Source organism: Billgrantia sp. Q4P2, assembly GCF_052806135.1.
In genome coordinates this window covers 103,311-118,586 of sequence record NZ_JBRBAI010000010.1, presented here as the reverse complement: position 1 = coordinate 118,586, position 15,276 = coordinate 103,311, and the positions used below count along the sequence as shown (strand labels likewise).

Below are 15,276 nucleotides of genomic sequence, written 5' to 3'. Positions count from 1 at the left end.
TCAAAGGTTTTATTGTCACCATGACAATGTGGGTCCCACAGCTTGCTGAAGATGGCATTCGCTACCGTGCCATTGCCGAATCCATCGCCGTGGCGATTCAATCCGGCGAACTCTCCGCCGGGCAGAAACTGCCTCCCCAGCGCAGGCTGGCCGACCGCCTGGGGGTCACCGTGGGCACCGTGACTCGCGCCTATGCCGAAGCCGAGCGCCAAGGGTGGGTCGTGGCCCGAGTGGGCAGCGGCACCTTCGTGCGCGGCAACGAGGCTCCGTCAGGCCAGGACTTCCTGGCCAGCCGTCCCGTCGAGGACGGCATCGTCGACCTCAGCCTGAGCCTGCCGCCCCCGCATCCGATGCGTGTCGCCACCCTGGGACGCGTACTGCATGAGATAGCCGAGCAGCCCGAGATTCTCCAGCGCGCGGTGGAGTACCAACCGGACCGCGGCGTACCTGCCCACCGCGAGCAGCTTGCCGACTGGATGACCCGCCTGGGCATGCCCGCCGAGCCCGAGCCGCTGGTCGTCACCCAGGGTGGACAGCATGGGATCAATCTGGCGCTGCAAGCGCTGACGCGGCCAGGCGAGCGCATCGCCGCCGATGTCCTCACCTACCCCGGCCTGATCACCGCCGCCAGCCAAGCGCACCTCAAGGTGCTGGGCGTGCCGATGGACGACCAGGGCATGGACATGGACGCCCTGGCCCGGCTCTGCGTTCAGCAGCCGCCACGCCTCGTCTATGTCACGCCGGACCAGAACAACCCCACCGGCACGCCGTTGAGCGAAGCCCGGCGCGAGCGTCTGGTGGCCCTGGCACGGCGCCACGACTTCTGGATCGTCGAGGATGGCGTGCAGTACCTGCCCGAGGCTGAGCGCGGCACGCCGATTTATCGCCTGGCCCCGGAGCGCACGCTGTTCATCTTCAGTACGTCGAAAGTGCTGGCCGGCGGCCTGCGCATCGGCACCCTGCTGACGCCGCCGGCGCTGCGCGACCGGCTGGGCACGACGCTGCGAGCCCAGAGCTGGATGGTGCCGCCGCTGATGGTCGAGGCGGTATGCCGCTGGGTGGCCTGCGGCGACAGCGACATTCTGCTCGAATGGTTGGTTCAGGAGCTGGGCGAACGCCAGAAACTGGCGCGCCAGCGCCTGGCCGGCTACGCCACGAGCGGCCGCCTTCATGGCAACAACCTGTGGCTGCCGCTGCCGGAAGGGCTGCGCAGTGCCGTGTTCGTGGAAGCACTGACACGACGCGGAGTGCTGGTCAGCAGCGCCGAACCCTTCTGCGTCGGCAGCGAACCCGCGCCCCAGGCGCTGCGGCTCTGCCTCAGTGCCGCGCCCTCGCGCGAGGTCCTGGCCCAGGCGCTCGATACGCTGGCCCAACTGCTGGCCGAGCCCCCCGCCGCCCCTTGGCAGACACTGTAGCTCCAGGGTTTGACGACTAACGAGTCAGCTCGGCGGCGGCATACCAGGCAATCATGCGCTCCTCGTCGGTAGGGATGACCCATAGTCCCACTTGGCTGTCGGCGGCGGCGATATTGGTCGCATGGTCGGCGTTGGCACCGGCATCCAGCCCGGCGCCGAGCCACTCGCAGCCCTGCACGATGGCGGCACGCACCGGGGCGGCATGCTCGCCGATGCCGGCAGTGAAGACGAGATGATCGAGCCCGCCAAGTGCCGCCGCCAGGCTGCCGATCTCACGCACGATGCGGTAGACGTACAGCTCGATGGCCTCCGCTGCCTCGGGTGCCTCGCTGATCAGCAGTTCGCGCATGTCGCCGCTGATGCCGGAGACGCCGAGCAGTCCTGACTGCTTGTAGAGCATGCGCTGGACGGCTTCGGCGGACATGCCCTCCTGCAGGATCAGGTGCAGCACCAGGCCGGGATCGAGGCTGCCGCTTCGCGTGCCCATCATCAGTCCTTCCAGCGCGGTGAAGCCGGTGGTGGCGGCCACGCTCCTGCCATCACGTAGCGCACACAGGCTGGCTCCGTTGCCCAGGTGGGCAATGACCACGCGCCCGCCCGGCGTCGCCTGGTGGTGCTTCGGCAATACCTGCTCGGCCAGGGCACGGCTGACGTAATCGAAGGAGAGCCCGTGGAAGCCGTAGCGAATCACGCCTTCCTGACGGAACCGGCGCGGCAGTGGGAAGGTCTGGGCCACCGCTGGCTGGGTGGCGTGAAAAGCGGTATCGAAGCAGGCAACCTGGGGCAGCGCCGGACGCAGGCCAGCCAGCGCCCGCACCGGTGCCAGGCCATAGGGTTGATGCAGCGGCGCAAGCGCCACCAGCGCCTCCAGCTCGGCAAGACTCGTCTCGTCGAGACGCACCGGGTCGCGATAGCGCGCACCACCATGGACGATCCGATGGCCCACGGCGCGAAGATCGCCCAGAGCCGGGTTCGCTTCGATCCATTCGAGCAGGCGAGCCAGGGCACCTTGGTGACCCAGCATGGGCGGCACGTTGCGCAGCGCGGCTGTGTACGCTTCATCAGCAGCCTCGTCGAAACCCGCTCCCAGCTCGACCCGCGCCTGGTCACCGAGCCCCGAGAACTGGCCGCGGCAGCGCAGCGTCAGGCTCTTGGGTTTCTTCGCGTATGCCGCCTCGAACAGAGCAAACTTGACGCTCGAGGAACCACTGTTGATGGCTAGTATCTCGCCGCTCATGCCCTGGCCTTCTTCTGCTGTTCGGCCACTAACAGCGCCAAGGCGCAGGAGGCCATGCGGGTAATGGCATCGTCGGCGCGGCTGGTGAGCACGATGGGCACCCGGGCGCCGACCACCAGCCCGGCGCCGGTGGCATCGGCCAGATAGGTGAGTTGCTTCATCAGCATGTTGGCCGACTCGAGGTCCGGCGCTACCAGGATGTCGGCGCGCCCCGCCACCGGCGAGACGATACCCTTGGCGGCAGCTGCGGCCTCGGAGACGGCATTGTCGAAGGCCAGCGGGCCGTCGAGCACACCACCGCGAATCTGACCGCGCTCGGCCATCTTGCACAGGGCAGCGGCCTCCACGGTGGATGATATCTTGGGGTTGACCGTTTCCACCGCCGACAGGATCGCCACCTTGGGCAATTCGTTGCCCACCGCATGAGCCAGCTCGATGGCGTTCTGCACGATGTCTTTCTTGTCGCTGAGGGTGGGATAGATGTTGATCGCCGCATCGGTGATGAACAGCGGCCGAGGGTAGGTCGGCACGTCGAAGGCCATCACATGGCTCAGGCAGCGCTCGGTGCGCAGGCCGGTGTCACGCTTGACTACCTCGTGAAGCAGCTCTTCTGTGTGCAGCGCCCCCTTCATCAGCGCCTCCACCCGGCCTGCCCGGACCAACGCCACGGCCTCGGCCGCCGCGGCATGGCTGTGCGGTACGTCGATGAGTTCGAACTCGCCGATGTCGATACTGGCAGCTTCGGCGGCGGCATGGATCTTTGCCCTTGGCCCCACCAGTACCGGATGGATCAGCCCCTGGCGCGCCGATTCATAGGCTCCAAGGATCGAGACCTCGTCCACCGGGTGCACCACCGCCATGCTTACCGGGGCGGGATGCTCGGCGGCACTGAGCATCTCGTGCAGGCGCGCCCGCTCGGCCAGTCGTATCCGCGGCAGCACGGCACGTGGCCGCCGAATCTTCTCGGTGGGCGCCTGGACCTCCGCCTCGCCCTCGATGACGGTCTCGCCGTTCTGGTTAGTGCACAGGCACTCAAAGGTGATGCGCTTGTGCTGGCCATCCTTGCTCTGGGCGCGAACGCTGACCCTGAGTACATCGCCGAGGCGTACCGGCTTGCGAAAGCGCAGGGTCTGACCCAGGTAGATGGTGCCCGGCCCGGGCAGCTCGGTGCCCAGCACGGTAGAGATCAGCGCCCCGCCCCACATGCCGTGGGCCACCACTTCCTGGAAGCGCGTGCTCTTGGCGAAATCGTCATCGAGGTGGGCCGGATTGATATCGCCGGACATGATCGCGAAGAGCTTGATGTCGTCGAGGGTCAGGCGCTTCTCGAGCGATGCCGAATCGCCAACCTGTATCTCCTCGAAGGTGCGGTTTTCGATATGACCGTTATCCGTCCACTGCCCCTGACTGTCCATGCGCTGTGCCTTGATCGAAGGTGGGATGAACCGAGCGGCGCCGAATACTGCAACGCAGCAAGCCTCAGCCGATAGCATCGGTCACGCTCAAGGCGAAGGCAAGCGCTTGCGCCCCTCGAGCGAGGCACCACAATGAATGGGAAAGCCAGAACAATAATGAGGCCCACCACATGCACCGTTTCCTCAACGACCCCACGCTTGCCGTCCCTGTCTTCCCGGGTAGCCACATGGCGATGGATGGCCACTACATCTTCCTTTCCGGATTGACGGTGACCGACATTCAGGGTGGAGAGGCCGTGCTTGGCGACATCGCCGAGGAGACCCGCTGGGTGATGCGCCGGCTGTCGCGCATGCTGGAGTATGCCGGCGCCTCGATGGCCAACGTGGTACGGGTGGACATCCACCTGACCAACCTGGACACCATCCACACCATGGATGCCGCCTACGCCGAATTCTTCGAGAACCACCGCTACCCGGCGCGTACCTGCACCGAATCGCTACGCCTGAGCGGTGGCGCCAACGTGGAAATCACGCTGATGGCGCGCCAGCCGGATTCCGACCCTTACCGCGATCGCGAAGCCGATAACGAGACATGATGCAAGCGTCACCGCCTACCCATCTCGACAAAGATAGGAGGTTACAGCATACTGGCCACGCCTGAGAGTGGGAATGATACTCAATAGCCACTTGATTTTTCTTAGCGAGCCGATGTGCCGAATGCACCAGCCGTTCGGCATTGTGCTTTCCTCCTACTGAGTGTTGAAGCCCGAACATGGACAGCTACCTTCCAAAGATACTCTGCTGCACGGCACTGGCTTTCAGCTACGCCGTTGCCCAAGCCGAAGAGATCACCATTACCGACATCGCCGGCCGCGAGGTCACCGTCGAGGTTCCCGTGGAACGCGTCATCCTCGGCGAGGGGCGCCAGATCTACCTGCTCGGCGCCCTGCAGCCGGAAGACCCCTTCGCTCGCGTGGTGGGCTGGCGCGAGGATTTCTCGCAAGCCGACCCGGACAGTTACGCCCGCTACGCCGCCAAGTTCCCTGAGCTCGAGGCATTGCCGACGTTCGGTGGCTTCAAGGACGGCACCTTCGACGTGGAGCAGGCGGCGTCCCTCAACCCCGACGTCGTATTGATGAACCTCGAGGCCAAGGCGGCCACCGAAGACGCCGCCTACGACGAAAAGCTGGCAGAACTCGGCATCGCCATCGTCTATGTGGACTTCCGTGAGGATCCGCTCGGAAATACCATCCCCTCCATGCGCCTGCTGGGCCAGTTGTTTGGCGAAGAGGAGGATGCCGAGGCCTTCATCGAATTCTCCGAGTCGCAGATGGAACGGGTCACGCAGGTGATCGAAGCCGAGGTCGCGGACGATGAGCGGCCGAGCGTCTTCGTCGATCGCGCCGGCGGCTATTCGGACGATTGCTGCATGAGCTTCGGTCCCGGCAACTTCGGTGAGTACGTCGAACTCGCCGGCGGCAGCAATATCGCCAAGGACATCATTCCGACGACCTTCGGTACGCTGAATCCCGAGCAGATCATTGCCGCCGATCCCGATCAGGTAGTCGTCACCGGCGGCAACTGGGACGCCTACGTGCCCGGTGGTGCCTGGGTCGGCGTGGGGCCAGGAGCCGATCTGGACGTTGCCCAAGCCAAGCTCGAGGCGCTGACGGAGCGCACCGCCATGACCGGTATCGCGGCCGTGGAGAACGGCAACTTCCATGCCATCTGGCACCAGTTCTACAACAACCCCTACTACTTCGTCGCCGTGCAGCAGCTGGCCAAGTGGTTCCATCCGGAGCTGTTTGCCGACCTCGATCCCGAGGCCACGATGAAGGAACTGCACGAGCGCTTCCTGCCCGTGGACTACGAATCCGGCTATTGGGTCACACTGAATGAGCGCTGAGATCGCCCAGACCATCGAGCAGACCAAGGGGCACGGTTTCTATCGTGCGCTCGTGCTACGGCGCCAGCTCATCCTGCTGGCGCTCACGCTTGCCCTGGCGCTTAGCTTCTGTGTCGACCTGGCGCTGGGCCCCGCCCGCTTCAGCCTCGCCGAGGTCGTGGCCGCGCTGGCGACGCCGGATGCCGTGAGCCAGCAGGCCCGGGTCATCCTGTGGGAGATCCGCATGCCGGTAGCGCTGATGGCGCTGGTCGTCGGCGCCAGCCTGTCGATAGCCGGCGCCCAGATGCAGACCATCCTCAGCAATCCCCTGGCCAGCCCGTTCACGCTGGGCATCTCGGCGGGTGCGAGTTTCGGTGCGGCGTTGGCGCTGGCCTTCGGCGTGGTAATCGTCCCGGCCGCGGTGGAGTACGTGGTACCGATCAACGCCTTTATCATGGCCATGGTCACCGCCTTTCTCATCCATGCGATGAGCCTGCGGCGCGGGGTCACGATCGAGACCATCGTGCTGCTGGGCATCGCCATGGTGTTCATCTTCAACTCGCTGATGGCACTGATCCAGTTCTTCTCCAGCCAGCAGGCCGTGGCGGCGGTGGTGTTCTGGACCATGGGCAGCCTGACCAAGGCCACCTGGCCCAAGTTCTGGGTCGCGCTGAGTGTGCTGGTCGCCGTGCTGCCGCTGCTCGCCCGCCATGGCTGGGCATTGACCGCCATGCGCCTGGGCGATACCAAGGCCGAGAGCATGGGGGTGAACCCTCGCGCACTGCGCCTGGAGGTGATGGTGCTGGTCTCCCTGCTGGCCGCCATTGCGGTGGCCTTCGTCGGCACCATCGGCTTCATCGGCCTGGTCGGGCCGCATATCGCGCGCATGCTGGTGGGCGAGGATCAACGCTTCTTCCTCCCCGGCTCGGCGTTGTGCGGCGCGCTGATACTCTCCATCGGTTCCGTACTGTCGAAGAGCATTCTGCCCGGCACCGTCATCCCCATTGGAATCATTACCTCGCTGGTGGGGATCCCCTTCTTTCTGTTCCTCATCCTCAACCACAAGAAGGCCTCATGGTAACGCTCCAACTCGACCATCTGTCGGCTCGCTACGGCCGCCGCCAGATCCTGGCAGAGGTCACCACACCCCGCTTCGAGGGCGGCCAGGTAGTGGCGCTGCTCGGCCCCAACGCCGCCGGCAAGTCCACGCTGTTCCGGCGCATCTTCGGGCTGCTCAAGGGCGGCGGCGAAGTCAGGATCACGGGCGCTGCCTCGGAGAGGCCCGTGGCCTACATGCCCCAGGACACCGGCGTCAACGCCGTGCTGACGGTATACGAGTCGGTGCTGATGGCGCGTATGCAGGGGCGCTCCCTGAAGGTCATGGAGGAAGACCTGGCCAAGGTCGACCAGGCGTTGGACGAGCTGGGTATTACGGCACTTGGAGCGCGCGATATCGGAGACATCAGCGGCGGCCAGCGCCAACTCGTCAGTGCGGCCCAGGCCCTGGTCCAGGAACCCGAGATCCTGCTGCTCGATGAGCCGACCTCGGCACTGGACCTCAACCGCCAGATCGGCTTGCTGACCATACTGCGGCGGCTCGCCCGGGAGCGTGGGATGCTCATCATGGTGGCGCTTCACGACCTGGGCCACGCGCTGCGCTTCACCGATGAGGCCATGGTGCTGGAAAACGGTCACATGATTGCCTGCGGCAAGACCTGCGATGTGGTCACGCCAGAGCTGTTGCACAGGGTGTATCGGGTCGCTGCCCGTATCGAGCCCTGCTCGAAGGGTCAGCCCCAGCTCATTGTCGAAGCCGACGTTTGAGACCAGGCCAGGGCAACTGCCCAGGCCCGGCCTTCGCTATAGCGTTCCCCCAAGCTCGATCCGATAACCCAGGTCGATGGTGCGCTCCTCCAACACTCCGCCCTGGATGCGTCGCAGCAGTTCGGTCGCGGCACGCTTGCCGATCGCTTGGCGCGGAGTCACCACGCTGGCCAGCCGTGGGGTCATCACCTGGCTCACGTCGTGGCCGTGGAAACCGGCGATGGCCATCCGTTCCGGCACCTTGAGGCCACGCCGCAGGCACTCGAAATAGGCGCCTACCGCCACGTCGTCGTTGGTACAGAAGATGCCATCGGTATCCGGATGTTCTGCGAGGATCTCGTCCAGCAGTGCCGCCCCCACGGTGTAGGAGGAGCGCTGGCTGCGCTGCAGGGTTAGCGGCTTGAGCCCCTGCTCCTCCATCGCCTGGCGGTAGCCCTGCTCGCGCTGCCGGGTTCGCGCGTCGAGCCGCACGGCAAGATAGACGATCCGTCGTCGCCCCTGGCGAATCATCTCACCGACCATGTCGTAGGCGGCACGCACGTTGTCGAAACCGATCGCCTGGTGCAGCGGTGGCGTCAGCGAGTCCATGATCTCAACGGTGGGAATGCCCGCCGTTTCGAGCATTCTGCAGGTGCGCGCCGTGTGGTGGCTGTCGGAAAGGATCACGCCATCGACATTATAGGAGAGCAGCGAGGCCAGGCTGCGCTCCTCGAGTTCCTGGCTGTAGCCATAATGCGAGAGCATCAGATGGTAGCCTAGGGGCTCGGTGACCTCCTCGATGCCCACCAGTACGTCGGCAAACACCTGGTTGGTCAACGACGGCACCAGTACGCCAATGGAATGGCTGGTGGCGCGCGACAGCAGATCGGGTGCCCGGTTGGGGATGTAACCGACCTGCTCTGCCACGCTGAAGATACGCTCGCGCAGCCCTTCCGATACCGTCGTGGGGTCGCGCAGGCAACGACTCACGGTCATCTTGGTCGCCCCGACCCGGTCGGCAATGTCCTGCAGTGTCGGTCGTTTCTTCTTCACGATGCCCCACTGGCTCCTGTTGGCCCTGACGCGTGCCGAACGACCTCCGCCGCCGGCACGAGCAGCATGATACCGGAGTCGCCGCGGGCGTGCCGTTGACGCTACCCGAGGCTCAAGGGTCGTGCCGTCGGCAGTCCGGCATCGCCTCCAGGAAACTCTCGACGATGGCCTCGGGCGTCTCGGCGATGCTGCATACCACGGCCTCGACTTCACCCGGAGGCTCGAGGTCGTGAAGCTGGCTATCGAGCATCGCCTCGCCACGAAAGAAGTGCTCTTCCCGCGCGGCCAGGCGTTGGCGCAGCTGTTCGCGCTGCCCTTCGAGAAACAGAAAGGCGAGTTCGGGGTCGCCGCGCCGCAAGCATTCCCGATAGCGCTGCTTGAGCGCCGAGCAGGCCAGCACCAGCGAGACACCGCGTCGACGATGGTCGCCGATCAGCCCCGCCAGGGTTTCCAGCCATTCACGGCGGTCATCGTCACCTAGCGGAATGCCGTTGGCCATCTTGTCGATGCTGGCCGGCGAGTGGTAATCGTCGCCATCAATGAAAGCGACGCCCAGGCGACTGGCGAGCAAGGCGCCGATATGCGACTTGCCCGACCCCGACACCCCCATCACCACGATGCGGTATGTGCCATCCTTCACGAGACCTCCCGGTTATCAGTTGCCGCACTCAGTTTCCACGGACTGCGGCCATGTCGGGCAGCCAGGTCACGATCCCAGGGAAGGCAATCAGCACCACCAATACCACCAGCAATGCCGCGTAGTAAGGCAGCATCGCCCTGACCAGTTGTTCCATGCTGACCCGACCGACACCACAACCCACGTAGAGGCAGGTGCCCACCGGGGGCGTCAGCAGGCCGATACCGAGAATGAAGGCCATCAGCACGCCGAAGTAGACCGGGTCGACCCCCACCGAGGTGACGATCGGCGTCAGCATCGGCGCCATGATCACCATCGCCGGGGTCAGGTCCATCACGAAGCCCACCAGCAGCAGCAAGCCGGCCACGATCATCAGCAGCCAGAACGGCTCCTGGGTGATCGCCTGCACTTGGCGCACCAGGGTCTGCGGCACCATGTTGATGGTCAGGAACCAGGCAATGACGGTGGCAAAGGCCAGCAACAGCAGCACCATGCCGGTCAGGCGTGCGGTGCGAATCAGCATGCCCCACAGCTCGCGCGGATGAAATTCGCGATAGACCACCAGCGAAATGAACAGCGAGTAGAGCAGCGCCGCCACGGCTGCCTCGGTGGCGGTGAAGACGCCACCGAGAATGCCGCCAATCACTATTACCGGCAGTACCAGCGCCAGCCATGCTGCCTTGAAGGCCTGCCACAGGCGGCCCAGTTCGAATTTACGGGTCTGTCCGGCATGCTCGATGCTGGCCATGATGAAGGTGGTCACCATCAGCGCGAAGCCGATCAGCAGGCCCGGCACGATACCGGCGATGAACAGGCGGCTGATCGAGGTTTCGGTGACGATGCCGAACAGGATCAGCGGAATGGAAGGCGGGATGATGATGCCGATCACCGAGGAGACGGTGTTGATCGCCGTGGCATGCGGGGCGGAATAGCCCTGCTGCTTCATCGACGGGATCATCATCGCGCCGGTGGCGGCGGTATCGGCCACCGCCGAGCCGCTGATGCCACCGAAGAACATCGAGCCGGTGATCGCCACTTGCCCTAGCCCACCGCGCACGAAACCGACCAGCGCGCCGGCGAGTTCCATCAACCGACGGGCGATGCCACCGTTGCTCATCACCTCGCCAACCAGAATGAAGAAAGGGATGGCCAACAAGGGGAAATTGTTGACCCCACGGATCGACTGCTCGATCAGGATCGACAGTGGAATGTTGGAGAGTACGGCCATGACGACCGCGGCCACGCCGAGACCGAAGGCGATCGGCAACCCAATGGCGATGGAGGCAAACAGGATACCCAGGAAGATCCACAGCATGGCTCAGTCTCCTGCCGTTCGGTTGACGAGGTCGGGGTCGCGAATCAGGCGCAGGCACTGCCAGGCACGCCAGAGGGCCACCGCCACGATGAACAGCGAGCAGAGCACCAGCGAGATGTTGATCAGGTTCCACGGCACACCGAGGATGGCGGTGCGGCCGGTGGAGCGGGACATGACCAGGTAGCCGCCCCAGACCACGATGCCCATCAGCGTGGCGATGATCAGGTGCTGCAATAGGTAAACCAGGTAAGCGGCCCGCGGCTTGAGCCGGCGCACCAGGAAATCGACGGCAATGTGCTCGTAGCGGGCGAAGGCCGCCGCGGCGCCGACGAAGATCAGCCAGATGAACAGCATGCGCGCCAACTCATCGGCCCAGGGCAGCGAGCGATTGAACAATGAGCGACCGATGACATTGGCCGACACCGAGACGATCAGCGCCACCAGGATCGTCGCGATCAGATGTTCCATGAGACGGGTCGCCCAGCGGAAGATGGCCGGGCCATGGTGCCCTTCGATATCGAGTTCGAGCGGTTTGCGCCTGGGATCATCCAGATAGGCGCTGGCCTCGTTGGGCAGTTGGGTGGGCGAAGTCATGCAGCGCTCCGTGCAGGGCAAGGGGACACCCCTTGCCCTGCCAAGTCAGGCGGTTGGAAGGATTACTGAGTGGATTCGACGATGGCCTGGATCTCGGCGATCAGGTCCTCGCCGATGCGCGGCGCCCACTGCTCGTACACCGGCTGCACGGCTTCCTGGAAAGCGGCGATCTGCTCGTCGTTGAGACGGGTGATCTGCATGCCACGCTCCTCGAGCTGCTCGCGCGACCAGTCGTCATACTCGGTAGCCAGCTGGATCTCGTACTCGGCTGACTGACGCGCCGCTTCCTGCACCAGCTCCTGATACTCCGGTGCCAGGCGATCCCAGGTGCGCTCGGAGATCATCAGGATGAACGGGGTGTAGACGTGGCGAGTCTCGGAACCGTAGTCCTGCACCTCGTGGAAGTTTGAGGTCAGGATGGTGCTCCAGGGGTTCTCCTGGCCGTCGACCACACCCTGCTCCATGGCCGAGAACAGTTCACCGAAGGCCATCGGCGTGGGGTTGGCGCCGAGGGTTTCCCAGATCGACAAGTGCACCGGGTTCTCCATGGTGCGTACGGTCAGGCCGCGGACGTCGAGGCCGGCTACGTCTTCGGGCGACTCTACCGGTCGCGCGCTATTGGAAAGCTGACGGTAGCCGTTCTCGGAGAAGGCCAGCGCCTTGATACCGCTGCCCTCGAAGCCATCGAGCATGCGCTGGGCGGTATCGCTCTGCATGACGGCGATGGCCGCTTCGCGGGTCGGCAGCAGGAACGGCAGGTCGAACACCGCCAGCTCTGGGACGTAAGTGGTCGCCGGCGAAGAAGAAGGATAGGTCATGTCCAGTGAACCGGTCTGGAGCATCTCCATCATCTGCACGTCATCGCCCAACTGGCTGTTGGGGAAGACATTGACGGAAATACGCCCCTCGGTGCGCTGGTCGAGGATGTCGGCGAAGTACTGGACGGAAAGATACTGCGGCGAACTCTCGGCCAGGCCGATGCCCATGCGCAGGGTATGGCTACCGTGATCGCCCACCACATCGCCCTCGATAGCGGGCGGATCGGAAAGGTCGGGGCTCTGGGCGTAGGCGATGCCCAGGGAAAGGGTAGCAGCACCGGCTAGCGTGAGGGTGTTGCGCCAGATGGTGGTCATGGCGGACTCCAGTCGAATTATCGTTGTGAGTTGGGCGTCGAATGCCGGCGTTATTTGTTACCGGTAACATCCGATGCTAGAAGGCTAGACATCCGCTATAGGGCTGTCAATCTCGAACATGACGATTACCCACTAGACGTTCGTCGTACAAACAAGCCTGCCACCATCTCGGCACACGCCCCGTTCAGCCCTCGAACACCCCCGCTTCCTTCACGGCACGCCCGATCGCGGCCAGCATCTGCTCGTTGCGGGCCAGATCGGGCTCGCCGCGCACGCAGGCCACGATCACGACGCGGCGGGCGCCATCGCCCTGCCCTTGGGTAGCGATACCTGCATCGCAGGCGAGCCGGTGCTGAGTGCCGGTCTTGTGAGCCAGGCGGATGTCGCGGCCCAGGCCGGCCTTGAGCCGCCGCTCGCCGCTGCTGGTCCGGGACATGACCGCCAGCAGCTCGGCGGTGGCATCCGCCCCCAGCGCCCTGCCCCGCGCCAATGCTTCGAGCAGGTCGCCGAAGGCGTCGAGCCGGCCGCTGTTGAGTTCGGTGGCGTAGTAGTGGCGAAAGGCTTCGTCGAGGCTCGGTAGCAGCAGCTCCTGCGGGGCCAGGCCAAGGCGCTGACGCAGCCACGCCACCCGGGCAGCATCGTCCTGGCGCTTGCGCAGTTCGATGAAGTCCATGCCCCCCAGGTGGAAAGCATCCGGATGCAGGTTGGCATAGGCATGGCGACGCACGTCGACCAGGGTGGTAATCGGCCCCAGCCCGTTGGCGGGTGTGAGCTGGCGCGCCCTGGCGTTGACGCTTTCCAGCCCCAGATGACGCATCAGCATGTCGCTTGCCGTGTTGTCGCTGACGGTAATCATCGATTCCAATAATTGACGTAGCGTGAGCAGGCTGTCCGGTGCCGCCCAGTTGGTGGAGCCGGCACCGTCGACATAGTCGCTGCGATGAAGCGTCAGTCGGTCCTGCAGCGCCATCTCCCCTGCTTCGACGCGGCTCATCAGCTCGATCGCCACCGGCACCTTGACCAGCGAGGCCAGGTACCAGGATTCTTCATCGCGCCAGCCATGGCGTGCATTCGTTTCGAGGTTTCGCACGTGCACGCCGAGCTCGCCGCCGAAGCCGGCTTCGAGTAGCGCCAACCTGGCTTCCAGGCGCTCGGCCCAGGGCGGCTCCACCCAAGCCTCGACCTGCTCCGCCCAGCCAGGCTGTGCCGTGGCCAGCGACGGTATCGCCATGGCCAGCAGCAACAGTGCCCGCACGAGCTTGTGTAGCCAATGCTGCCCGCACTCCCGAAACGTCTTGCCGATCATCGACTCCGCTCCCTGAACCAGCGCATCAGGGCAATCCAGCCCGCGGTGAGAAGTATCAGTGCCAGGCCAATTGCCAGCACCTGCGGGTAGCTGTAGACCTGCCAGGCGCCCAACAGCAAGCGCAGCACCAGGAAAATGACCACGATATGGAAGATGAACGCGCGCAGGGCATCGCTGCCGATCACGCTGAGGGGTTTGAGCCAGATGGCCGCACGTCGGCCGCCCAGCAGGCAGAGCGCCATGATCACCAACGCTCCGCCGGTACTGAAGAGCATGAAGGGCACCTCCGGCGGATGCTTGCCGGCGTTCCACGCCACCGCCATCAAGGCCTCGTACGGTTCAGGCAGGGAAAGCGCCGCGAAGCCAATCAGGAATACCGCCCCGATTCCGGCCAGGCAGGCCACCAGGCGGCGGCGAGTGGCCGGCTCGCCATACCAGCGCAGTACGGCCTCACCGATCAGTAGCCCCAGCATCACCAACGGCAGCCGCGAAAGCTGCCCCCAGGTGTAATGGTCGGCATCTTCGACCAAGAGTGCCTTGAGTATCTCGCTGCCCCAGAAGTGGAAATGGCGTTCGAGCATCACCGAGAGCACGCCCACTACCACCGGAGCGAGCAGCCGCGTCCACAGCGGCATGCGGCACCACAGCGGCAGCACCCAAGGCAGCCATAGCAGCGCCAGGGCATAGAAGCCGAGAATCTCGACCCAGATGGCGAAGCGCTGGTAGAGCAGCGCCTCGAGAATGTCCTGAGGGGGGAAGAGCGGCAGCATCTCTACGATGGTCAGCGCCTTGTACCAGAAGAGCACTTCCAGCCCACGCAGCATCAGCTTGAGCCGGCGCTGCGGCCAGCCGGGCGTGTCGACCTTGGGCAGAAAGGCCACCGCCAGGGCAATGCCGAACACCAGGATGAACAGCGATGAGGAGAATTTGGTGAGCAGATGGATCGGCACCATGCCCCAATCGGGCACTTGGCGAATGCCCAGCAGCCCACTGACCGCATGACTGAGGATCATCAAGGCAATGGCGATGCCGCGGGCAAGGTCGATGGCCTCTACCCGGGCGGGCAATGACGGCAGCTGCGGCCGCTGGCTGAGCCCGATCATGGCGGTTCCCTCCAACCCTATCGGCTCTCGACCGGCTCGATGCTCTCCAAGGTCAAACGACGCCCCTCCGTGGGAGAGTACTCGAAATCGCCGACGACGCGCACCGTTTCACCCAGGTGGGGAGCGATCCGCTCCTGGGGAAAGATCTCCACCCGGTTCAGGTCCTCATCCTCGATCCAGTAGTGAAGCGGGTTCTCGAAGTGCCTCACCGTTCCCTGAGTAGCGACCCGGGAACCAGCGAGCTGCTCGGCCTGGTTGACGAGTACGGCCAAGCTCACTTCACGCACTTCGCCCGTCGAATCCGAACAGGCCGCGAGAGCCAGCAGGGCCAGCCCAGCCATGACACCACGACATTTTGCCTTCACTGCGGTACCACCTGC

The 15,276-nt window shown here is 64.7% G+C and carries 15 protein-coding genes; 5 read left to right on the top strand and 10 right to left on the bottom strand.

The features are described 5' to 3' along the window. Positions 1-20 precede the first annotated feature (20 nt). Entirely contained in the window at positions 21-1,415 is a 1,395-nt protein-coding gene (locus tag ACUY1T_RS17095) for an aminotransferase-like domain-containing protein (RefSeq protein WP_446024779.1), read from the top strand. A 16-nt stretch (positions 1,416-1,431) separates the two neighbouring features. On the opposite strand, the gene ACUY1T_RS17090 is transcribed toward ACUY1T_RS17095, so the two are convergent. Then, positions 1,432-2,652, bottom strand: coding sequence for an acetate/propionate family kinase (locus tag ACUY1T_RS17090; protein WP_446024778.1), 1,221 nt, complete (start codon positions 2,650-2,652; stop codon positions 1,432-1,434). Beyond that, positions 2,649-4,067 carry a bifunctional enoyl-CoA hydratase/phosphate acetyltransferase gene (locus ACUY1T_RS17085; RefSeq protein ID WP_446024777.1) on the bottom strand — a complete coding sequence of 473 codons (1,419 nt, stop codon included), beginning with the start codon at positions 4,065-4,067 and terminating at the stop codon, positions 2,649-2,651. The genes ACUY1T_RS17090 and ACUY1T_RS17085 overlap by 4 nt, the downstream gene beginning before the upstream one ends. A 170-nt stretch (positions 4,068-4,237) precedes the next feature. Between ACUY1T_RS17085 and ACUY1T_RS17080 the strand changes: the two genes are divergently transcribed. The 4 genes from ACUY1T_RS17080 to ACUY1T_RS17065 all read left to right on the top strand — a co-directional run bounded on the left by ACUY1T_RS17080 (position 4,238) and on the right by ACUY1T_RS17065 (position 7,776). Further along, on the top strand, positions 4,238-4,663 hold the full coding sequence (locus ACUY1T_RS17080) for a RidA family protein (RefSeq protein WP_446024776.1): 426 nt from the start codon (positions 4,238-4,240) through the stop codon (positions 4,661-4,663). Positions 4,664-4,839: 176 nt separating this feature from the next. Then, positions 4,840-5,973 (top strand): ABC transporter substrate-binding protein, encoded by a 1,134-nt coding sequence (locus ACUY1T_RS17075; RefSeq protein WP_446024775.1) that lies wholly within the window; start codon positions 4,840-4,842, stop codon positions 5,971-5,973. Then, the gene (locus tag ACUY1T_RS17070) at positions 5,963-7,033 is read left to right on the top strand and encodes a FecCD family ABC transporter permease (protein ID WP_446024774.1); all 1,071 of its coding nucleotides are present in this window, start codon (positions 5,963-5,965) and stop codon (positions 7,031-7,033) included. The genes ACUY1T_RS17075 and ACUY1T_RS17070 overlap by 11 nt, the downstream gene beginning before the upstream one ends. After that, positions 7,027-7,776, top strand: coding sequence for an ABC transporter ATP-binding protein (locus tag ACUY1T_RS17065; RefSeq protein ID WP_446024773.1), 750 nt, complete (start codon positions 7,027-7,029; stop codon positions 7,774-7,776). The genes ACUY1T_RS17070 and ACUY1T_RS17065 overlap by 7 nt, the downstream gene beginning before the upstream one ends. A gap of 36 nt (positions 7,777-7,812) precedes the next feature. Here the strand turns inward: ACUY1T_RS17065 and ACUY1T_RS17060 are convergent, their stop codons facing one another. The 8 genes from ACUY1T_RS17060 to ACUY1T_RS17025 form a co-directional block, all read right to left on the bottom strand. After that, positions 7,813-8,808, bottom strand: a complete 996-nt coding sequence (locus ACUY1T_RS17060; RefSeq protein WP_446024772.1) for a substrate-binding domain-containing protein — start codon at positions 8,806-8,808, stop codon at positions 7,813-7,815. 112 nt (positions 8,809-8,920) lie between these two features. Further along, entirely contained in the window at positions 8,921-9,448 is a 528-nt protein-coding gene (locus ACUY1T_RS17055) for a gluconokinase (RefSeq protein ID WP_446024771.1), read from the bottom strand. 28 nt (positions 9,449-9,476) lie between these two features. Further along, the gene (locus ACUY1T_RS17050; RefSeq protein WP_446024770.1) at positions 9,477-10,760 is read right to left on the bottom strand and encodes a TRAP transporter large permease; all 1,284 of its coding nucleotides are present in this window, start codon (positions 10,758-10,760) and stop codon (positions 9,477-9,479) included. A gap of 3 nt (positions 10,761-10,763) precedes the next feature. Beyond that, positions 10,764-11,354 (bottom strand): TRAP transporter small permease, encoded by a 591-nt coding sequence (locus ACUY1T_RS17045; protein WP_446024769.1) that lies wholly within the window; start codon positions 11,352-11,354, stop codon positions 10,764-10,766. 62 nt (positions 11,355-11,416) lie between these two features. Beyond that, positions 11,417-12,487, bottom strand: coding sequence for a TRAP transporter substrate-binding protein (locus tag ACUY1T_RS17040; RefSeq protein WP_446024768.1), 1,071 nt, complete (start codon positions 12,485-12,487; stop codon positions 11,417-11,419). 184 nt (positions 12,488-12,671) lie between these two features. Beyond that, on the bottom strand, positions 12,672-13,793 hold the full coding sequence (locus ACUY1T_RS17035) for a serine hydrolase (protein WP_446024767.1): 1,122 nt from the start codon (positions 13,791-13,793) through the stop codon (positions 12,672-12,674). Further along, entirely contained in the window at positions 13,790-14,896 is a 1,107-nt protein-coding gene (locus ACUY1T_RS17030; RefSeq protein WP_446024766.1) for an acyltransferase family protein, read from the bottom strand. Before ACUY1T_RS17030 ends, ACUY1T_RS17035 begins: the two co-directional genes overlap by 4 nt. 17 nt (positions 14,897-14,913) lie before the next feature. Beyond that, positions 14,914-15,261, bottom strand: a complete 348-nt coding sequence (locus tag ACUY1T_RS17025; protein WP_446024765.1) for a hypothetical protein — start codon at positions 15,259-15,261, stop codon at positions 14,914-14,916. Positions 15,262-15,276: the final 15 nt, after the last annotated feature.